The sequence below is a fragment of the Crossiella sp. SN42 genome (assembly GCF_023897065.1).
In the GTDB taxonomy this organism is placed as follows: domain Bacteria; phylum Actinomycetota; class Actinomycetes; order Mycobacteriales; family Pseudonocardiaceae; genus Crossiella.
Window position 1 is genome coordinate 59,305 of record NZ_JAMHIV010000010.1, and the last position, 21,442, is coordinate 80,746.

Below are 21,442 nucleotides of genomic sequence, written 5' to 3' on the forward strand. Positions count from 1 at the left end.
TACGTTGCGTTTCTTAGCCGGGAAGTCTACGTTGACTTGGTAAGATACGGAACGTTTCTTCTGTGGGGTATTCGGTGCTGAACCGACTGTTACGTACCTATCTTCGGCCGTACAAGCGAGAGCTGGCGGCGGTGCTCGTGCTGCAACTCATCGGCACGATCGCCTCGCTGTACCTGCCCAGCCTGAACGCCGACATCATCGACCACGGCATCGCCACCGGCGACACCGGCTACATCCTGACCAGCGGCGGCTGGATGCTGACCGTCACCGTCGTGCAGATCCTCTGCTCGATCGGCGCGGTCTACTTCGGCGCCCGCTGCGCCATGTCCCTCGGCCGCGACCTGCGCGCGGCCGTCTTCCACCAGGTGGGCAAGTTCTCCGCACGGGAGGTCAACACTTTCGGCGCGCCGTCCCTGATCACCCGCAGCACCAACGACGTGCAGCAGGTGCAGCTGATCGTGGTGCTGGTCTGCACCATGCTGGTGGCCGCGCCGATCATGTGCGTCGGCGGCATCGTGATGGCCCTGCGCGAGGACCTCGGCCTGTCCTGGCTGCTGCTGGTGTGCGTGCCGGTGCTGGCCATCGCGATCGGCCTGATCGTGGTGCGCACGGTGCCGCTGTTCCGGGTCATGCAGGAGCGCATCGACCAGGTCAACCGGGTGCTGCGGGAACAGCTCACCGGCGTCCGGGTGGTGCGCGCCTTCGTGCGGGAACCCAGTGAGACCAAGCGGTTCGCGGTGGCCAACGCCGACCTGACCGACACCGTGCTGCGGGTGGGCCGGTTGCAGGCGCTGCTGTTCCCGGTGCTGATGCTGATCCTCAACGTCTCCAGCGTGGCGGTGCTGTGGTTCGGCGCGGCCAGGGTGGACGCGGCGCAGATGCAGATCGGCGCGCTGACCGCGTTCCTGAACTACCTCTTGCAGATCCTGATGTCGGTGATGATGGCCAGCTTCATCGCCACCATGATCCCGCGCGCCGCGGTCTGCGCCGAGCGGATCAAGGAGGTGCTGGACACCGAGCCCTCGGTGCGGCCACCGCTGACCCCGGTCCGCGACCCCGGCCGGCGCGGCGAACTGGAGTTCCGCGCGGTCGAGTTCCGCTACCCCGGAGCCGCGGAACCCGTGCTGCACAACGTCTCCTTCCACGCTCGCGCCGGGCAGACCACCGCGATCATCGGCAGCACCGGCGCCGGCAAGACCACCCTGCTCACCCTGATCCCGCGCCTGGTGGACGTGACCGAGGGCAGCGTGCTGGTGGACGGGACCGATGTGCGCGAGCTCGAACCGGACACCCTGTGGAACCGGATCGGCCTTGTCCCGCAACGGCCCTACCTGTTCACCGGCACGGTGGCCAGCAACCTGCGCTACGGCAACCCCGAGGCCACCGACGAGGAACTGTGGCAGGCCCTGGAAGTGGCCCAGGCCAAGGACTTCGTCGCCGACATGCCCGGCGGTCTGGAGGCCCCGATCGCCCAGGGGGGCACCAACGTCTCCGGCGGCCAGCGCCAGCGCCTGTCCATCGCCCGTGCCCTGGTGCGCAAACCGGAGATCTACCTCTTCGACGACTCCTTCTCCGCGCTGGACCTGACCACCGACGCCCGGCTGCGCGCCGCGCTGCGCCCGCACACCAGACAGGCCGCGGTGCTGGTGGTGGCCCAGCGGGTGTCCACCATCCTGGACGCCGACCAGATCATCGTGCTGGACAACGGATCCATCGTCGGCAGGGGCACCCACACCGAACTGCTGGCCGGCTGCCCGACCTACCGGGAGATCGTCCAGTCCCAGCTGACCCCGGAGCAGGCCGCATGAGCACCACGACCACCTCAGCCCGGCCGCCCGCGCAGGGACCGATGGGACGGCCGATGCCCGGCATGGGCCCGCCGATGGGCAAGGCCAAGACCTTCAAGCCCTCGGCCAAACGACTCTTCGGGCGGATGCGGCCGGAGCGGTTCCGGCTGTGGCTGGTGCTCGCCCTCGGCGTGATCAGCGTCGCCTTCTCCGTGGCCGGGCCGAAGATCCTGGGCCAGGCCACCGACATCATCTTCAACGGCGTGCTGGCCCGGCTGCGCGGGGATGTCAACGCGCACATCGACTTCGGCGCGCTGGCCGTGGTGCTGGCCTGGGTGCTCGGGCTGTACCTGGTGGCCTCGCTGTTCGGCTACCTGATGGGCCTGCTGCTCAACCGGGTGGTGCAGCGGGTGGTGTACCGGCTGCGCGAGGACGTCGAGGCCAAGCTGCACCGGTTGCCGTTGCGCTACTTCGACAACCAGCCGCGCGGCGAGCTGCTCTCCAGGGTCACCAACGACATCGACAACATCTCCACCACCCTGCAGCAGACGCTGAACCAGTCGCTGATCTCGCTGCTGACCGTGGTCGGCGTGCTGGTGATGATGCTGACCATCTCCCCGCTGCTGGCGGTGATCGCGCTGCTGGTCATCCCGATCTCGATGCTGATCACCACCCGGATCGGCAAGCGCTCGCAGAAGCTGTTCGTCGCGCAGTGGAAGGAAACGGGCGCGCTGAACGCGCACATCGAGGAGGCGTTCACCGGGCACCAGCTGGTGAAGGTCTTCGGCCGCCAGCGCGAGTCCGAGGCGGAGTTCGCCCGGCGCAACGAGAAGCTGTTCGGCTCGGCGCTGGGCGCGCAGTTCGTCTCCGGGCTGATCATGCCCGCGATGATGTTCCTGTCCAACCTCAGCTACGTGCTCATCGCCGTGGTCGGCGGCCTGCGCATCACCAGCGGCGCGATGACCCTCGGCGAGGTGCAGGCGTTCCTGCAGTACTCCCGCCAGTTCACCCAGCCGCTGACCCAGGTCGCCTCCATGGCCAACCTGATGCAGTCCGGCGTCGCCTCGGCCGAACGCGTCTTCGAGCTGCTCGACGCCGAGGAGCAGAGCCCCGACCCCGCCGACGCCCCGCGGCCGGCCCACCGTCAGGGCCGGGTCGTCTTCGAACGCGTCAGCTTCGCCTACCAAGTGGACCGCCCACTGATCGAGGACCTGTCCCTGGTCGCCCAGCCGGGGCAGACGGTCGCCATCGTCGGCCCCACCGGCGCGGGCAAGACCACCCTGGTCAACCTGATCATGCGCTTCTACGAGCTGGACGCCGGCCGGATCACCCTGGACGGCGTGGACATCGCCAGCCTGCGCCGGGAGGACCTGCGCGGCCAGATCGGCATGGTGCTGCAAGACACCTGGCTCTTCGGCGGCACCATCCGGGAGAACATCGCCTACGGCAGGCCGGAGGCCACCGAGGCGGAGATCCAGGCCGCGGCCAGGGCGGCGTTCGTGGACCACTTCGTGCGCACCCTGCCCGAGGGCTACGACACGGTGATCGACGAGGAGGGCGGCAACGTCAGCGCCGGCGAGAAGCAGCTGCTCACCATCGCACGGGCGTTCCTGGCAGATCCCTCGCTGCTCATCCTGGACGAGGCCACCAGCTCGGTCGACACCCGCACGGAGTCGTTGGTGCAGCACGCGATGGCCAACCTGCGGGGCGGCCGGACCAGCTTCGTGATCGCGCACCGGTTGTCCACCATCCGGGACGCGGACCTGATCCTGGTGATGGAGGCGGGCCGGATCGTGGAACAGGGCAGCCACGAGCAGCTCCTGGCCGCCCAAGGCGCGTACCACCGCCTGTACTCCGCCCAGTTCACCCCGGCCGGCTGACCGAGTGGGGCGGCCACCACCGCCCCACTCACCACCCTTGATCGACGACCGCTTGACCGACTCACCCCACCCCTGGCTATGATTCGATCAAACGATCAAACGAACATGGGCGGTAAGCCGGTATGCGAGAGCCGGGCGAGGCCAGACGCCAGCGAATCCTGGCCGCCGTGCAGGCCCGCGGCGCGGTCCGAGTCAGCGACCTGGCCGCCGAACTGGACGTCTCGGTGGTCACCGCCCGCCGCGACGTGGAAGAGCTGGCCAGACTCGGTGCCCTCCGCCGCGGCCACGGCGTCGCCCGCTCCCTGACCACCCGCGAACCAGCCCCGGCACCCGCCCTCCCCGAAGGCGGCGCGATCGCCCTGGTCGTCCCCGAGCGCCACGCCTACCTGCACGAAACCATGCACGGCGCCCGCACGGCCTTGGAGGCCGCGGGCCAACGAGTGGTCCTGCACATCGCCCCCCAGCCCCCCGGCGCGGAACACCCCATCGTGGAACGCCTGCTCACCCAGGACATCCGAGGACTGCTCATCGCCCCCCGCTGGCGCACCACCCAAGCGGAACTCACCGACGCCTGGCTCGCCGAGGTCAAGGTCCCCCTGGTGCTGATGGAGCGCAGGCCGTGGCCGGGCAGCAGGCTGCACGCACTGGACTCGGTGTGCACTGATCATTGGTACGGGATGCACCTGGCGGTGGAACACCTGGTGTCGCTGGGGCATCGGCGGATCGTGCTGGCGGCCCGGGACGACAGCCCGACGGCGCGGGCGCTGCGGGCGGCGTTCGCGGAGATCGCGTCTTATCGGGCGGAGATCGAGGACTGGACGGTGCTGCTCAGTGCGGCGGACGCCGGGCCGGGGCCGGAGGGCGGGGCTGGGGGCGCGGTGCCGGGCGGCGGGGGAGGGGCGCCGGGCGGCTGGGGAGTGGCGGGTGTTGCCGGGCCGGATGGGGTGGCTGTTTCGCAGACGTCTGTCGCGGCGGGCACGGCGGCTTGGCCGGAGACCGCCATCGATCCGGGCGCGGCAGCCGCGCCGCAGACCGTCACCGGGTCGGCCCCTCCGCATGTCGTCACCGGGCCGGGCGCGGTGGCCGCGCCGCACACCACCGCCGTGCGGGGCGCGGCGGCTTGGCCGCAGACCGGCATCGAGCCAGGCGCAGCTGCCGCGCCGCTCGCCGCCACTGATCCGGGTGCGGTTGCCGCGCCGCTCGCCGCCACTGATCCGGCTGCGGTTGCCGCGCCGCACGCCACCGCCGCGCCAGGCGCGGCTGTCCCGCCGCACGCCGCCGAGCCGAGCCCCGCCGCCCCGCCCACGACCGCCGCGCCCACGACCGCCCCGCCCGCGACCGCCCCGCCCACGACAGCCCCGTCCGTCACCACCGCGCCCCGCGCAACCGACCGCCCCTTCGCGAACCGCAGGCCAACCGCCCCCACCCGCCCGGGAGCCGTCAACACCCCCATCCCCGCCGACTCCCGCCCCACTCCACCCAGCGAGCTCGCCGCGATCCTCCGCGCCCGTGGCACCACCGCCGTCATCCTGCACGGCGACGTCGACGCCCTCATCCTCGTCCAGCAGCTCGCCGACGCCGGCCTTCGTGTCCCCCAGGACTGCTCCGTGGTCGCCTACGACGACGTCGTCGCCGCCCTGGGCAGTCCGCCGCTGACCGCCGTCGCCCCGCCCAAGGCCGAGGTGGGCCGGGTGGCCGCCGAGCTGTTGCTCACCCGGCTGGCCAGTCCCGAGCCCTGGCGGACGCGGCGGGTTGAGCTGTTGCCGGACCTCATGGTGCGGGGATCCACCCGACGTATCTGATCGTTTGAGCGTTTGTGGGAATTTTGATCGTTCTCTTGACCTGAATCGCTCAGCCGATCAGGATTCGGTGTCTCGACCACTGTCAGTGGAGGCGCCGATGCCTGCTCGCCTGAGCCGTCGTTCGTTACTTGCCGCGGCTGCCGCGCTTCCGGTGCTCGGCGCTTGCGGGCCGGACACCACTCGGAGCAGACCGGGGCCGGGCGGGCCGACCCGGATCACCTTCTGGTCCCCGCTGCGCGGCAGCCGCCAGGTGGTGGAGGCGTTCAACAAGTCGCAGAATCGGATCTTCGTGGACTTCCAGCAGGTGCCCTCCGGCGGGCAGGGCGGGTACGCCAAGCTGAGCAACGCCGCCCGTGCGGGCAACCCGCCCGATGTGGCCACCATCGAGTACCCGCAGCTGCCCGGGTTCGCCATCGACGGGGTGCTGCGCGACATCACCGACCTGGTCAGCGATCGCCTGCGCGCCAAGCTGTTGCCGCAGGCGCTCGGGCTGACCACCTTCGAGAACCGGGTGTTCTCGGTGCCGCTGGACGTCGAACCCATGGTGCTGCACTACCGCACCGACCTGTTCGCCCAGCACAACCTGACCGTGCCGCGCACCTGGGCCGAGTTCGCCGAGCTGGCCAAGGTGGCCCGCGGCCTGCCCGGTGACCGGCGGCTGGCGCTGTTCCCCACCGACGGCGGCACGCAGTTCGCCGCGTTCTCCTGGCAGGCGGGCGCCCAGTGGTTCAGCACCACCGGTGGCAGCTGGCAGGTCTCGCTCACCGACGCCCCCACCCGCCGGGTCGCCGAGTACTGGCAGCGGCTCATCGACGACCAGCTCGTCTACACCAACGCCGCGGACAGCAAGCACGCCGACGCGCAGATCGGCCAGGGCCGGTTGCTCACCCGGCTCAGCGGGGCCTGGGAGGCCGGGGCGCAGAAGAACGCGCGACCTGGACAGAAGGGTCAGTGGCGGATCGCGCCGATGCCGCAGTGGGACGACGCGGCCAAGGAGTCGGTGTCCACGCACGGCGGGTCCACCTTCGCGATCACCCAGGCAAGCGCTTTCCCGGAAGCCGCGATGGAGTTCATCGAGTGGCAGGTCTCGCACCCGGACTCCTTTCGCGCCAGGCTTTCCAGCGGCACCAGCAGCATGTACCCGGCCGCGCCCGCGCTGGTGCCGGTCGGCAGCGCCGCCTTCGACCTGCCCTACTACGGCGGCCAGGACATCTACCGCCTCTTCGACCAGGAGGCCCGCAAGATCCGCGACGGCTGGATCTGGGGACCGCGGATGACCGCCACGCTCAAGGTCATGCAGGACGGCTTCGCCCGCGCGGGCGGCGGCCAGGGCACCGTGCTGGACGCGGTGCGGGACGCGCAGAACGGCACCATGCCGGACCTGCTCGCGCTCGGCCTCTCCGCCGCCGAGGTGAGCCGGTGAAAGCGCACCGCCTGGCCTGCGTACTGCTGATGGCCCCGTTCTTCGTGCTGTTCACCGTGGTGTTCCTGATCCCGGTCGGCACCGCGGTCTGGCTGAGCTTCTTCAGCGATGACCAGCCCGGCCTCGGCTTCGGCCCGGAGTCCACCGTGTTCATCGGCCTGCGCGCCTACGCGGCCGTGCTCACCGACCCGACCTTCCTGAACAGCCTGCTCACCGTCGCGCTCTACTGCCTGATCTACATCCCGGTGCTGGTGGTCGGCGCGCTCGGCCTGGCCCTGCTGCTGGACTCCGGCGCGGCCCGGCTGCGCGCCTCGGCGCAGCTCGCGCTGTACCTGCCGCACGCGGTGCCCGGCATCATCGCCGCGATCATCTGGCTCTACCTCTACACCCCAGGCCTGAGCCCGGTGATCGATCTGCTCGGCCAGGCCGACATCACCATCGACTTCCTCGGCGTGCACACCGTGCTGCCGTCCATGGTGAACATCGCGCTGTGGAGCAACCTCGGCTACAACATGGTGATCTTCTACGCCGCGCTGCAAGCCGTGCCGCGCGAGGTGGTGGAGGCCGCCGTGGTCGACGGCGCCGGGCCGATCCGCACCGCGCTGCGGGTGAAGACCCCGCTGGTGCGCTCCTCGATCGTGATGGTCTCGATGTTCACCCTGATCTGGGCGTTGCAGCTGTTCACCGAACCGGTGCTGCTCAGCCAGTCCACGCCGATGATCAACTCGCGGTTCTCGCCGAGCATGTACATCTACGACGCGGCCTTCACCCGCAACAACTACAGCCTGGCCGCGGCGGCCTCGGTGATCCTGCTGCTGGCCACCGTCGCGCTCTCCTACGGCATCACCCGCTGGAGCAACCGCACCGCCAAGACCGGGGAGGCCGCATGAGCGCCAACGACCTGCCTGTCGCGCTGCGACCCGGGCTGCTGGGCCGGTTCGCGGTCAACACCCTGGTCGGGGTGTCCGTGCTCTACGCGCTGCTGCCGGTGCTGTGGCTGCTGCTGGCCGCCACCAAGGACCGGGACGCGCTGTTCAACAGCGATGTGCTGTCCCTGACCAACTTCTCCTTCTGGCAGAACCTGACCGAGATCTTCGCCGAGGACAACGGGCTGTTCGGCCGCTGGTACCTCAACAGCCTGCTCTACGCCGGCATCGGGGCCGCGATCAGCGCGATGGTGAGCATCGCCTGCGGCTACGCCTTCGACAAATATGTGTTCCGGCACAAGGAGAAGCTCTTCGGCCTGGTGCTGGCCGCGGTGATGGTGCCGCAGACCGTGCTGGCCCTGCCGCTGTACCTGATGGCCTCGGCCACCGGACTGGTCAACACCTTCTGGGCGGTGTTCATCCCGGTGCTGTTCAACCCCTTCGGCGTCTACCTCGGCCGGATCTTCAGCCAGGGCTACGTGCCCGGCGAGGTGCTGGAGGCCGCGCGGATCGACGGCGCCGGCGAGCTGACCATGTTCTTCCGGGTGGCCCTGCGCATGCTCGGGCCCGGGCTGGTCACCGTGTTCCTGTTCCAGCTCACCGCGATCTGGAACAACTTCTTCCTGCCCATGGTGATGCTCTCGGACCAGAAGCTCTACCCGGTCAGCCTCGGCCTCTACGCCTGGAACAGCGCGGCCACGGTTTCTCCGGAATACTACCCGCTCGTGATCATGGGTTCTCTGCTCGCGGTGCTGCCGCTCATCGTCGCGTTCATGCTGCTGCAACGCTTCTGGCGATCCGGCCTGACGGCGGGAGCGGTCAAGTGAACCGTCCGCGCGCCGCCTTCGCCATGTCGAAGGAGGCCGCCGAGGCGGTGCTGCGGCCGGAAGCGCTGGCCGCCTTCGCTCAGGTCTGCGATCCGGTTCCCGGTGTGCTGCACGAGTTCACCGGCGAGTCGCTGGCCGAGGTGGAGGTGCTGGTCACCGGCTGGGGCTGCCCGGAGCTGACCGAACAGGTGCTGGCCACCGCGCCCCGGCTGCGCGCGGTGGTGCACACCGCGGGCTCCGTGCGCGGGCACGTCACGCAGGCGGTGTGGGACAAGGGGATCGAGGTGTCCTCGGCCGCGGCGGCCAACGCGTTGCCGGTGGCCGAGTACACCGTGGCGATGATCCTGTTGAGCGGCAAGAGGGTGCTGGAGCGCGCCCGCGAGTACCGGGCCGGCATCGAGCAGCCCGGCCGGTGGCTGGACACCCCGCACTCAGTGGGCAACTACCGACGTACGGTGGGCATCCTGTCCGCCTCGCTGATCGGCCGCCGGGTGCTGGAACTGTTGCGGCCCTATGACTTCCGGCTGCTGCTGCACGATCCGTACGTCACCGACGCCGAGGCCGTGAAGCTCGGGGCCGAACCGGTCGGACTGGCCGAGCTGTTCACCCGCGCGGACGTGGTCAGCGTGCACACCCCGTTGCTGCCGGCCACCGTGGGCCTGGTCAGCCGGGAGCTGATCAACTTGATGGCGCAGGACGCCACGCTGATCAACACCGCCCGTGGCGCGGTGGTGGACCAGGACGCGCTGGCCGAGGCGGCACTGGCCGGGCGGGTCAGGGCGGTGCTGGACGTCACCGACCCGGAGCCGTTGCCCGGCACGCATCCGTTGTGGCGCAGTGAGAACGTCTTGATCAGCCCGCACCTGGCCGGATCCCAGGGCAACGAGTGGGGACGGCTGGCCGAGCACGCCGTGGCCGAGATCGCCCGCTGGAGCTCGGGCGCGGGTTTCGCCCATCCGGTACGACGCGAAAGGCTGGACCGTCTGGCATGAGACTGCCCGAGGAGGACCGGAACCTCAGTCCGCACACCGGTTTCACCCGTGACCACTGGGTGGCCGCGGCCGACGGGCTGCTCAGCGCGGCCTGGCGCTGGGCCACTCCGCGCGGGGCGCTGCTGGACCTGCCCGGCAGGCCCTCGGGCAGCGGCGTGCGCTCCGACGGCCTGGAAGGCTACGCCCGGACGTTCCTGGCCGCGGCGTTCCGGGTGGCCGGACAGGATGGCGCGGATCCGCACGGCTGGATCGGCCGCTACGCCGAGGGTCTGGCCGCCGGCACCGCCACCCCCGGCCGGGCGGATGCCGAGTCCTGGCCGGTGATCCGCGACCACGACGTGCAGGGCCAGCCCATGGTCGAGTCCGCCTCGGTGGCCCTGAGCCTGCGGCTGACCCGCCGATGGCTGTGGGACAACCTGGATCCGGCGGTGCAGGACCGGGCGGCGGACTGGCTGCACGACTCGCTGACCCACGTGCCGGCGCCCTGCAACTGGTACTTCTTCCCTTACGCCGTAGCGGGTTTCCTGGAGTCGGTGGGTCGCGCGGACGAGCACACCCGGCGGGCCCGCGAGCGGGCGCTGGAGCTGCTGGAGACCTGGTACCGCGGCCAGGGCTGGTACGCCGACGGCGACGGCCGCGCCTTCGACCACTACAACGGCTGGGCCCTGCACCTGTACCCGGTCCTGGACCAGCACCTGGCGGGGGAGGGCGAGACCGTGCACGGCGCGCGGCTGCGCGAGCACCTGGACGGCTTCTCCCTGCTGTTCGCCGGCAACGGCGCGCCGATCCACTTCGGACGGTCGCTGTCCTACCGCTTCGCTGCCGTGACCGCGGTCGGGCTCGGCGCGCTCACCGGCCACACCCCGTTGCGCCCAGGGGTGTCCCGGCGGTTGATGAGCGGTTCGCTGCGCTACTTCCTGGACCGCGGCGCGCTCACCGAGGACGGCCTGCTCAGCCTGGGCTGGCACGGCCCGCACGAGCCCACCCTCCAGCACTACTCCGGCCCGGCATCCCCTTACTGGGCCTCGAAATCCTTCCTCTGCCTGCTCGCGCCGCCGGAGCATCCACTGTGGACGGAGGTGGAGCAGCCCGCGCCCAGCGAGGGACCGGACCGGGTGGTCGCGCTACCGGGTCCCGGGCTGCTGGTGCAGAGCACGCGGGCCGATGGCCTGGTGCGGCTGCACAACCACGGCAGCGACCACGTCCGGCCGCACGAGCCCGAGTCGGCGGCGCAGGACGATCCGCACTACGGCAGGCTCGCCTACTCCACGCACACCGGCCCGACCGCGAAGACCAACGTGGCGGACAACCACTTCAGCGTGCTGGTCGGCGGGGTGCGCAGTGTCCGGCGGCGCATCCGCCCGCTGGGCGCCGGGGGAGGGGGCGACTGGGGCTGGGCGGCCTCTTGGCACCGGCCGGTGTTCCCGGCCGGGCCGCCGATGGTGCCCGGCTTGCGGGTGGAGAGCCTCACCGTGGTCCAGGGGCAGCTTGAGCTGCGGGTGCACCGGGTGGTCGGCGCGCCGCACGGGGCCGAGGTGCAGCTGACCGGGTGGGCCACCGGGGCGGGCTCCGAGGTGCGTGCCAGCCTGCGTGGACTGCATGGCTGGTCCGAGACCGAGGCGGTGCGGGCCCCGCTGGGCACGGCCTACACCCGGTTCGCCGAGGTGCCGCGGTTGGTCGGCGCGGCCGGTGGCACCACGCTGCACGTGGCGCTGGCGACGCTGAGCGGCACGCCGGAGGAGCCGCCGGTCGTCGAGGTCACGGTGGCGGGGGACCGGATCGAGCTGGTGTGGGGCGAGCAGGGTTCCCGGATCGGGATCGAGCTGGGTACGCCGGTGCTCAGCGGCGAGCCCGCGCAACCGCGATTGGCCCTTGCTGACCGGTGAGGCCGGTCAGCCGGGATCGAGGATCCGCTGGAGGAAGCGCCGGGTGCGCTCCTCCCGCGGGTCGCCGATCACCTGGGCGCTGGGACCGCGCTCCACGATCACGCCGCCGTCGAGGAAGAGGACCTGGTCGGCCACCTGCTCGGCGAAGCGGATCTCGTGCGTGACGACCACCATCGTCCAGCCGTCCGCGGCCAGGTCCTTGATCACCGCCAGCACCTCGCCGACCAGCTCCGGGTCCAGCGCCGAGGTCGGCTCGTCGAAGAGCACCACCTTCGGCTTGAGCGCCAGCGCCCGCGCGATGCCGACCCGCTGCTGCTGCCCGCCGGAGAGCTGGAACGGGTAGGCCTCCGCGCGGTCACCCAGACCCACCTGGTCCAGCAACACCTTCGCCTCGGCCTCGGCTTCCTCGCGCGGACGCCGTTGCGCGACCACCGGACCCTCGATCACGTTCTGCAGGACCGTGCGGTGCGGGAACAGGTTGTGCGCCTGGAACACCATCCCGCTCTGCGCGCGCAGCCTGCTGCCCTCCTTGCGCCCGGCCTTGCCCTTGGGCAGCTTCGCGAAGTCGACCTCCACCTCGTCGATGCGCACCACACCGCGTTCGGGGATCTCCAGGGCGTTGAGCGAGCGCAGCAGGGTGGTCTTGCCCGAGCCGGACGGTCCCAACAGGACGGTCGAGGTGCCGCGCGCGGACTCGAAGTCGATGTCGCGCAGGACCTCGTTGTCCCCGAAGGACTTCGCCAGCCCGCGCACCTGGATGCGGATGTCAGTCATGCGGCCACGTACCTGTTCAGTCGGATCTCCAGTCGTTTCTGCGCGGCGGAGAGCCCGACGCAGATCAGCCAGTAGTACAGCCCGGCGAAGGAGTACAGGGCGAGGAACTCGTTGCTCTCGGCCGCGGCGAGCTGGGACTGGCGGAACAGCTCGGTGAGCAGCACCACCGAGCCCAGCGAGGTGTCCTTGACCAGGGAGAGCAGGGTGTTGGACAGCGGCGGCACCGCGGTCCTGGCCGCCTGCGGCAGCACGATCCGGCGCAGGGTCAGGGAATAGCCGAGCCCGATGGTGGCCGCGGCCTCGAACTGTCCCTTGGGCACCGACAGGATCGCCGAGCGGATGACCTCCGCGGCGTAGCCGGCCACGTTGAGGCTGAAGGCGATCACCGCCGCGGTGAACGGCGGGAACTTCAGCCCCAGCTGCGGCAGCCCGTAGAAGACGATGAACAGCTGCAACAACAGCGGGGTGCCCCGGATGATCGAGATGAACGCCCTGGCCAGCCCGGCCAGCACCCGGTACGGCGAGATCCGGGCCAGCGCGACCAGCAGCGCGAGCACCAGCCCGATGGCGAAGCTCAACGCGGTCAACGGAATCGTCACCTTGACCAGCCCGACGAACATCGGCCACGCGGTGCTCGCCACCACGTCCCAGGTGCTGCGGTGCCCGCGTCCCTGGGAGAGGTCGGCACTGCCGCCGTCGGGCACCGAGACGTCGGCCTTGAAGTACTTCCGCGAGATGCCGCCGAGGGTGCCGTCGGCCTTGAGCGCGGCGATCGCCTGGTCCGCCTGGGCAAGCAGCGACTGCTCGTCCTTGCGGAAGGTCAGCACCTGCTCGCTGGTCTTGTCCCCGGCCTTCCCGGCGATCTCCACCGCGGTGGAGCCGGTGCTGGCCAGGTAGTCCAGCACGGCGATGTTGTCGTTGACGATCGCGTCCACCCGGCCCTGCGCCAGCAACGCCGCCGCCTGCGCGAACCCTTCCACCGCCTCGACCTTCGCGCCGGCCTCGCGGGCCACCTTGGCCCAGTTGCTGGTGCTGGACTGCGCGGTGGTGCGGCCCTTGAGGTCGGCCAGCGTGGTGATGCTGGTGTCGCCGGTGCGGCGGACGATCACCCCGTGGGAGAAGGCGTAGGTGGCCGAGAGCCCGTACTTGGCCTTGCGCTCCTCGTTGGCCGAGACCTGGTTGGCGATCAGGTCGATCCGCCGCGCGTCCAGCGCCGGGAAGATCGCGTCCCACTGGGTCTCCACGAACTCCAGCCGCCAGCCCGCCCGGTCCGCGATGGCCTTGACCACCTCGATGTCGTAGCCGGTGAGCTGCTGCGAGCGCGGATCGTGGAAGGAGAACGGCGGATAGGTCCCCTCGGTGCCCACCCGGACCACCGGCTGCGCGGTCGCCGCACTGGCCGGCACCGCCGTGACGACCAGCAACAACAGGAACAGCACCGTGCCCCTGAGCACGTGTCGCATCAGCGACTCCCTCGACTTCGGCAGGCGCCGGGAAACCTGGCACCGTGGCGGGAGACTAATGCGATCCGCGGTGCGGTGCTTGGTGATCCACTATGCGGGATGACGAGCTAGGCGGAGGCGCGGCGGACCAGCTCGGTCGGCAGGATCAGCGAGGTCGGTTCCTCGCCGTTCATCAGCCTGATCAGCATCCTGGTCATCTCCCGGCCCAGCGCCTCGATCGGCTGGCGCACCGTGGTCAGCGCCGGTTGGGTGTGCTGGGCGGTGACGACGTCGTTGAACCCCACCACCGCCACGTCCTCGGGCACCTGGCGGCCGTGCTCGCGCAACACGGTCAGCGCGCCCGCGGCCATCTCGTCCGAGGCGACGAACACCGCGTCCAGGTCCGGGTGCTCGGCCAGCAGCGCGGCCATCGCGACGGCGCCACCGGCCTCGCTGAAGTCGCCGTGCGCCAACCGGTCGGCCGGGAGCCCGGCCAGCGCGAGGGCCTCGCGGAAGCCGAGGTGGCGGGCCTGGGCGGCCTGCTGGTCGGTGCCGGCGGTGATGGTGGCGATCCTGGTGCGGCCAAGGGAGATCAGGTGTTCGGTGGCCAGCCGGGCGCCGCCGCGGTTGTCCGCGTCCACGTAGAACCGGGGGGTGTGGCCCAGCGGCTGGCCGCCGAAGACCACCGGCAGGCCGCTGTCGGTGGCCAGCCTGGCCAGCGGGTCCCGCTCGCGCAGGGCCAGCAGCAGCACGCCGTCGGCGGCGCGGGAGGCCAGCACGCGGCCGAAGCGGTCCTGGCCGCGCTGGGAGGCGGCCAGGACCAGCAGCAGTTGCAGGTCGGTCTCCTCGATCACCGCGTTGACGCCGGTGATCACCTCGGCGAAGAACTGGTTCGCGAACAGGGCGGGGTCCTCGCTGGAGATGGCCAGCACCACCGCGCCCCGCCGCCGCGCCGCCAGCGAGCGGGCCGCGGTGTTGGGCACGTAGCCGAGCTCCTCGACCGCCCGTTCGACCGCCTGCCGCGCCCGCTGGCTGACGTGCTGGGCGTTGTTCAGCACCCGGGACACCGTGCCGGTGGACACGCCCGCGCGCTGGGCCACCTCGTCAAGGGTGGGTGGCCGACCGATCATGGTCCTGAGCCTATCAAGCTGATGAGAACGGAAGCGATGACAGCAGGGTTGCACACCTTCCAACTGCGGTGACGCCGTGGCTGGACCCGGTGGGCAGGGATGGAATTGGAAGCGCTTACAGACAATGTAGCCGTTGACAGCCCGCCTCGCCAGGGCTCACCATTCGGCACTGACGCCGTGGCGTGCCCGTACCCCGAGAGGTCCCCGGCATGCCCATCACCCGCAGGCTCGCCACCGTGCTGCTGCTACCCGTGCTGCTCACCGGCCTGGCCCCGCCCGCACACGCCCAGCCCTACCAGCGTGTGCTCAACGGCGGCTTCGACCAGGGCAAGACCCCGTGGTGGAGCAGCGCGAACACACCGACCCGGATCGAGGCCGGCCGGCTCTGCGCCGACATCCCGGCGGGCACCACCAACCCGTGGGACGCCATGATCGGCCAGAACGACGTCCCGCTGGAGGCCGGGCAGCCCTACACCCTCCGCTTCACCGCCAGCGGCAAGGCGGCCATCCGGGCCAGCCTGCAACTGGCCACGCCACCGGGCACCAGCACGCTCAACGAACAGCTCACCCTGACCGAGACGCCGCGGACCTTCGAGTTCACCGGAGTGTCCACAGTGGCCAGCCGGCACGCCCAGGTCTCCTTCCAGGCCGGTGGCGCCACCGCGCCCTACACGCTGTGCCTGGACGACATCTCGCTCACCGGCGGGGTGATCCCGCCCGGCGGCGGCTGGACCTACGGCTCCGCGGTCCGGGTCAACCAGCACGGCTACCCGGCCGACGGCCGCAAACAAGCGTCCATTGTGGACAAGGCGACGCAGCCCAAGCCCTGGCAGGTCCGCGATGCCGCAGGCGCGGTGGTGGCCAGCGGCCAGACCAGGGTGCACGGCCAGGACGCGGCCTCCCGCGACCACGTGCACCTGGCCGACTTCTCCGCGCTGCGCACCCTGGGCACCGGCTACACCCTGGCGGTCGGCGACCAGGTCAGTCTGCCCTTCGACCTGCTGGCCCGGCCGTATGAGAACCTGCGCCGGGACGCGCTGCACTACTTCTTCCACAACCGCAGCGGCATCCCGATCGAGGCCGCCTACGTGGGCGCGGCGCACGCCCGGCCGGCCGGTCACCTCGACATCGCGCCGAACCGGGGCGACACCGCGGTGCCCTGCCTGCCCGGCACCTGCGACTACTCCCTGGACGTGCGCGGCGGCTGGTACGACGCGGGCGACCACGGCAAGTACGTGGTCAACGGCGCGCTGGCCGCCTGGCAGCTGCTGGACCTCTACGAACGCTCCCGATCCCGCTGGGACGCCACCGGTCTGCGGGACGGCCTGCTGCGCATTCCGGAGCAGCGCAACGGCGTGCCGGACGTGCTCGACGAGGCCCGCTGGCAACTGGAGTTCCTGCTGCGCATGCAGGTGCCGGCGGGCAAACCCCTCGCGGGCATGGCGCACCACAAGATCCACGACCTGGCCTGGACCGGGCACCCGATGCTGCCGCACCTGGACCCGCAGCCGCGCTACCTGCACCCGCCGTCCACCGCGGCCACCCTAAACCTGGCCGCGGCCGCCGCCCGCTGCGCCCGGATCTGGACCACCTGGGACAAGGCCTTCGCCCAGCGCTGCCGCACGGCTGCGGACACCGCCTGGCGGGCTGCCCGCGCCCACCCGGACCGGTTCGCGCCCAAGGAGAGCGTCGGCGGCGGTCCCTACGACGACACCGAGGTCGCCGACGAGTTCTCCTGGGCCGCGGCCGAACTGCACGCCACCACCGGCGATCCCGGCTACCTGCGGCACCTCGGCAGCGCGCTCACCCCGGCCGGGTTCTCCTGGCGGGACACCGCGGCCCTGACCGACCTGACGATCCTCCGCCACCCGCAGCGCTTCCCCGTCGACCGGGTGGCCGCCGCGCGCCAACGCGTCCGGTCGGTGGCCGATGGTTTGGTGCGGGCCCAGGGCGCGCAGGGCTACCCCAACACCGGCGAGTACGTGTGGGGCTCCACCAGCTCCACCGCCAACAACGCGGTGATCATCGCCACCGCCTTCGACCTGACCGGCGAGGCCCGCTACCGGGACGCGGTGCTGGGAGCCCTGGACTACCTGCTGGGCCGCAACGCGCTCAACCAGTCCTTCGTCACCGGCTACGGCGAGCGGGACAGCCGCAACCAGCACCACCGGCACTGGGCCAACCAGGCCGACCCCACGCTGCCCAACCCGCCGTCCGGCTCGCTGGCCGGTGGCCCCAACCCCAGCCTGGAGGACCCGGTGGCGCAACAGAACCTGCCCGGCTGCGCCCCGGCCAAGTGCTACATCGACGACATCGGCTCCTACTCCACCAACGAGGTGGCGATCAACTGGAACTCCGCCCTCGCCTGGGTGACGGCCTTCGCCGACACTCGCTGACGCCGCGGGGTTACCCAGTCAAGTTCGTGATCAACACCAGCCGGCACCTGGCCGGGCACGCCGCGCCGAAGAACCCCCAGTCATTCGGCGCGGCGCGGGCCCCCTTCCCCTTCCCCACACACGCGCCGGCCGGCCCTGCTCGGCTGCCTGGCCCGCCCGGAACTGACAGCCTCCTGCCCCTCCGGCCGGCGCGTGTTCTGTGAGTTGTCGCGACCCGGCACCGGGAGCGACAGGCTGATGTCTAATGCCTTCAGGTTGTCCGGTGTCGCGCCGACGGGGGTCGTACAACATGATCCGGACAACCCCGCTGCACGCTGGGGACTGGGATGCCACGCACCGAACAACCGCTGGGGCCGGGCGATGACGCCCTGACCAGCTTCGCCCGTGATCTTCGAGCACTGCGCGCGGCCGCGGGCGGCCCGACCTACCGGGAGCTGGCCAGACGCTCGCACTACTCGGCGACCACCCTCGCCGATGCCGCCGGTGGCAAGCGGCTGCCGAGCCTGGCCGCCACCCTCGCCTTTGTCCGGGCCTGCTCCGGTGACACCGGTGAATGGGAGACCCGCTGGCACTTCGTGGCCGCCGAGCTCGCCCAGCCGGCCAGCCCGCCGGACAAGCCCGCGGTCCAGGAGTCCGACGCGCCCTACGTCGGGCTGGCCGCCTTCCAGGCCGATGACGCGGACCGGTTCTTCGGCCGCGCCGACACCGTGCGGGAGCTGATCGCCCGCCTGGCCCAGCGGCGGTTCCTGGCCGTGTTCGGCGCCTCGGGGGCGGGCAAGTCCTCGCTGCTGCGGGCCGGGCTGATCGCCACCGTGAGCAAGGCGGAGCACCCGCCGCCGGTGCTGCTGATGACCCCCGGCAGGCAGCCGGTGGAGGAGTGCGCGGTGCAGCTGGCCGCGCTCACCGGCGAGTCCGCCGCGGTGCTGGGCGCGGAGCTCGCCGAAGGCCCCGAGCACCTGCACCTGCGGGTCCGCCAGGCCCTCGCCGACCGGCCGGAGGCCGAGCTGCTGCTGGTGGTGGACCAGTTCGAGGAGGTCTTCACCCTCTGCGCCGACCCGGCCGAACGCGAACGCTTCCTGGCCATGCTGCTCTACGCCACCGCCGCGCCGACCAGCCGGATCCGGGTGGTGCTCGGCGTGCGTACCGACTTCTACACCCACTGCGCCGCACACGCCGACCTGGTCGCCGCCATGCAGGACGGGCAGGTGCTGCTCGGGCCGATGACCACCGAGCAGCTGCGCGAGGCGATCACCCGGCCCGCCCTGGACCGCGGCTACCGGCTGGAGAACGCGCTGGTGGCCACCGTGATGGCGGAGACGGCCGGCGAGCCGGGCGTGCTGCCGCTGGTCTCGCACGCCCTGCTGGAGACCTGGCGGCGGCGCAAGGGCACCACGCTGACCTCCACCGGCTACCAGGCCGCCGGCGGGATCGCGCACGCCATCGCGCGCACCGCCGAGGGCATCTACGCCGAGTTCGACGCCGCCCAGCAGACCGTGGCCCGGCACCTGTTCCTGCGGCTGACCGCGCTCGGCGAGGGCACCGAGGACACCAAGCGCCGGGTCTACCGCCGGGAGCTGGACGAGCGCCCGGACACCGCGCACGTGGTCGACCGCCTGGTCAAAGCCAGGCTGGTCACCGCGGACCAGGACGGGCTGGAGATCAGCCACGAGGCGCTGATCCGCTGCTGGCCCCGGCTGCACGAGTGGCTGGCCGCCGACCGCGAGGGCCTGCGCGTGCACCGGCTGCTCACCGAGGCCACCGACACCTGGGAGTCACTGGACCGCGACCCGGCCGCGCTCTACCGAGGGGTCCGGCTGGCCGAGGCCAGCGCGTGGGCGGTGCACAACGAGGAGTCGATGTCCGCGCGGGAACGGGAGTTCCTGCGCACCGCCGAACAGGCGCGCGAGGACGAGGCGGCCGGGCAGCGGCGGCGGACCAGGCGGCTGCGGCAGCTGGTGGCCGCGGTGGTGGTGTTCGCGCTGCTGGCCTCGGCCACCGCGCTGCTGGCGCTGCACCAGCAGGCCATCGCCGAGCAGCAGCGCGACGACGCGACCTTCCGGCAGGTGCTGGCCGAGGCCGACCGGCTGGCCGAGAGCGATCCGACGCTCTCCGCCCAGCTCACCCTGGCCGCGCACCGGATGCGGCCGGCCGATGAGACCGTGCACACCAGGTTGCTCAGCACCAAGGGCGCGCCACTGGCCGACCTGCTGCCCGGCCACACCAACGAGGTCTACCAGACCGACTTCTCCGCCAACCAGAAGCTGCTGGCCACCACCGGCGACGACGGCAGCGTCCGGCTGTGGGACGTGCGCGATCCGGCCAACGCCAAGCCCCTCGGCGAACCACTGCGCCCCGGTGGCGGCTGGCTGAGCACGGTCACCTTCGGCCGCTCGGACACGCTGCTGGTCGCGGCGGGCAAGCAGGGCAAGATCTTCCTGTGGGACATCACCGATCCCGCCAAGCCCCAGCTGTTGCCGACCGAGCTGACCAGCGAGGACAACCAGATCAACCTGATCGCCTTCCAGCCGGGCACCCTGCGGCTGGCGGTGGCGCACGCCAACCGGGCGCTGCGGCTGTGGGACCTCGGCGACCTGGCCAGGCCGGTGGCGGTGGGCCGCGACCTGGCAGGCACCACCGGCGAGGTGTGGGCGCTGGCGTTCAGCCCGGACGGCAAGACCCTGGCCACCTCCGGTGATGACGGCCTGGTGCGGGTCTGGCAGGTCACCGGCAGCGGGTTCCGGCCGCTGCGCGACCTCAGCGGCGCCACCGAGAGCGTCTACGCGGTGGTGTTCAGCCCCGATGGCAAGACCATCGCCGCGAGCAGCCGGGACGCCACCGTGCGGATGTGGCGGACCGAGGACGGCAGCCCGCTGGGCCGCCAGCTCACCGGGCACGTCGGCCCGGTGTGGAAGCTGACCTTCAACCACAACGGCTCGATCCTGGCCACGGTCGGCGCGGACGGCGTGGCGCAGCTGTGGAACACGGTCAACGGGTCCGCGGTGACCAAGCTGGGCCCGCCGCTGTCCGGCAGCGGCAGCGGGCTGTACGGGGTCGGGTTCAGCCCGGACGGCCGCACGCTGGCCACCGGTTCGGCCGACGGCGTGGTGCGGCTGTGGAACCTGCCCTCGGCGCTGCTGCTGGGCCACCACGACCGGATCGACTCGGTCACTGTCAGCGCGGACGGCCGGCTCACCGTCACCGGCGGCAAGGACCAGAAGATCATCCTGTGGTCCGCGGTGGACGGCGCTCCGGCCCGGCTGCTGCACGAGCTGCCCGTGATCAACGAGCCGAGGGTGTGCACCGAGTGCTCGACGCAGACCCGGCTCAGCGCGGACGGCACCCTGCTCGCGGTGCTCAGCAACACCTCCCTGGTCCGGCTGTTCGACGTGCGCGACCCGGAGAAACCGGTGCTGCTGAGCAAGTTCAGCGTGGACACCCGGTTCACCGTCCCGCTCGCGCTGAGCCCGGACGGCCGCACCCTCGCGGTCAACGACAACGAGCTGGCCAGCAGGCTGTGGGACATCAGCAACCCGCGCGAGCCCCGGCGAATGGGCGAGCTGACCGGCCACACCGCCGAGGTCAGTTCGCTGACCTACCGGCCGGATGGCCGGCTGCTGGCCACCGCCAGCTACGACAAGACCGTCCGCCTGTGGGACGTCACCGACCCGGAGAACCCGGTGCTGCGCGGCATGTTCACCGCTCCCGGTCAGGTCGACCGGCTGGCCTTCAGCCCCGACGGCCGCACCCTGGCCGTGCCGCACCGGGCCGAGACCATCAGCCTCTGGCAGGTCGCCGACCCGGCCAACCCGCAGCCCCTGGGCACCCTGGCCGGTCACACCAAACCGGTCACCGGCCTGGCCTTCTCCGCCGACGGCGCGACCCTGGCCTCGGCCAGCAGCGACCGCTCGATCCGCCTGTGGCGGGTACGGGACCCGGCCCGCCCCAGCCCCATCGGCGGCCCGATCGGCACCGTGCACAACGTGGGCGTCGGCCTGCACTTCCGGCCGGACGGCCGCAGCCTGATCGTCAGCGACGGCACGAACACCGCCAGGGTGCTGAACCTGGACATCGGGCAGGCGGTGGAGCGGATCTGTTCGGCGACCGGGCAGTTGACGGAGGAGCAGTGGCAGCGGCACCTGCCCGGGGTGCCGCGGCAGAACACCTGTTGACGCGGTGT

Annotated in this window: 13 protein-coding genes; 10 read left to right on the forward strand and 3 right to left on the reverse strand. The window is 71.5% G+C overall.

All coding sequences use genetic code 11. The features are described 5' to 3' along the window. The first annotated feature begins 74 nt into the window (after nt 1-74). The 8 genes from M8C13_RS13735 to M8C13_RS13775 all read left to right on the forward strand — a co-directional run bounded on the left by M8C13_RS13735 (nt 75) and on the right by M8C13_RS13775 (nt 11,523). Entirely contained in the window at nt 75-1,808 is a 1,734-nt protein-coding gene (locus tag M8C13_RS13735; protein ID WP_252480944.1) for an ABC transporter ATP-binding protein, read from the forward strand. After that, complete coding sequence (locus M8C13_RS13740) at nt 1,805-3,667, forward strand: ABC transporter ATP-binding protein (protein WP_374213069.1); 1,863 nt, start codon at nt 1,805-1,807, stop codon at nt 3,665-3,667. Before M8C13_RS13735 ends, M8C13_RS13740 begins: the two co-directional genes overlap by 4 nt. 122 nt (nt 3,668-3,789) lie before the next feature. After that, nucleotides 3,790-5,469, forward strand: coding sequence for a substrate-binding domain-containing protein (locus M8C13_RS44500; RefSeq protein ID WP_256509018.1), 1,680 nt, complete (start codon nt 3,790-3,792; stop codon nt 5,467-5,469). Nucleotides 5,470-5,566: 97 nt separating this feature from the next. Next, entirely contained in the window at nt 5,567-6,892 is a 1,326-nt protein-coding gene (locus M8C13_RS13755; protein ID WP_252480945.1) for an ABC transporter substrate-binding protein, read from the forward strand. Beyond that, nucleotides 6,889-7,782 (forward strand): carbohydrate ABC transporter permease, encoded by an 894-nt coding sequence (locus tag M8C13_RS13760; RefSeq protein ID WP_252480946.1) that lies wholly within the window; start codon nt 6,889-6,891, stop codon nt 7,780-7,782. The genes M8C13_RS13755 and M8C13_RS13760 overlap by 4 nt, the downstream gene beginning before the upstream one ends. Then, nucleotides 7,779-8,645, forward strand: a complete 867-nt coding sequence (locus M8C13_RS13765; RefSeq protein WP_252480947.1) for a carbohydrate ABC transporter permease — start codon at nt 7,779-7,781, stop codon at nt 8,643-8,645. The genes M8C13_RS13760 and M8C13_RS13765 overlap by 4 nt, the downstream gene beginning before the upstream one ends. After that, nucleotides 8,642-9,637 (forward strand): hydroxyacid dehydrogenase, encoded by a 996-nt coding sequence (locus tag M8C13_RS13770; RefSeq protein WP_252480948.1) that lies wholly within the window; start codon nt 8,642-8,644, stop codon nt 9,635-9,637. Before M8C13_RS13765 ends, M8C13_RS13770 begins: the two co-directional genes overlap by 4 nt. Then, a complete protein-coding gene (locus M8C13_RS13775; protein WP_252480949.1) occupies nt 9,634-11,523 on the forward strand; it encodes a DUF2264 domain-containing protein in 1,890 nt (629 codons plus the stop codon). Before M8C13_RS13770 ends, M8C13_RS13775 begins: the two co-directional genes overlap by 4 nt. A 6-nt stretch (nt 11,524-11,529) precedes the next feature. On the opposite strand, the gene M8C13_RS13780 is transcribed toward M8C13_RS13775, so the two are convergent. The 3 genes from M8C13_RS13780 to M8C13_RS13790 form a co-directional block, all read right to left on the reverse strand. Next, the gene (locus M8C13_RS13780) at nt 11,530-12,297 is read right to left on the reverse strand and encodes an amino acid ABC transporter ATP-binding protein (protein ID WP_252480950.1); all 768 of its coding nucleotides are present in this window, start codon (nt 12,295-12,297) and stop codon (nt 11,530-11,532) included. Continuing rightward, on the reverse strand, nt 12,294-13,760 hold the full coding sequence (locus M8C13_RS13785) for an ABC transporter substrate-binding protein/permease (protein ID WP_252480951.1): 1,467 nt from the start codon (nt 13,758-13,760) through the stop codon (nt 12,294-12,296). Before M8C13_RS13785 ends, M8C13_RS13780 begins: the two co-directional genes overlap by 4 nt. A 107-nt stretch (nt 13,761-13,867) precedes the next feature. Then, nucleotides 13,868-14,869, reverse strand: coding sequence for a LacI family DNA-binding transcriptional regulator (locus M8C13_RS13790; RefSeq protein WP_252480952.1), 1,002 nt, complete (start codon nt 14,867-14,869; stop codon nt 13,868-13,870). 209 nt (nt 14,870-15,078) lie between these two features. On the opposite strand from M8C13_RS13790, the gene M8C13_RS13795 reads away from it, so the two are divergent. Further along, entirely contained in the window at nt 15,079-17,265 is a 2,187-nt protein-coding gene (locus tag M8C13_RS13795; protein ID WP_252480953.1) for a glycoside hydrolase family 9 protein, read from the forward strand. Nucleotides 17,266-17,591: 326 nt separating this feature from the next. Further along, a complete protein-coding gene (locus M8C13_RS13800; protein WP_252480954.1) occupies nt 17,592-21,434 on the forward strand; it encodes a hypothetical protein in 3,843 nt (1,280 codons plus the stop codon). The last annotated feature ends 8 nt before the right edge of the window (nt 21,435-21,442 follow it).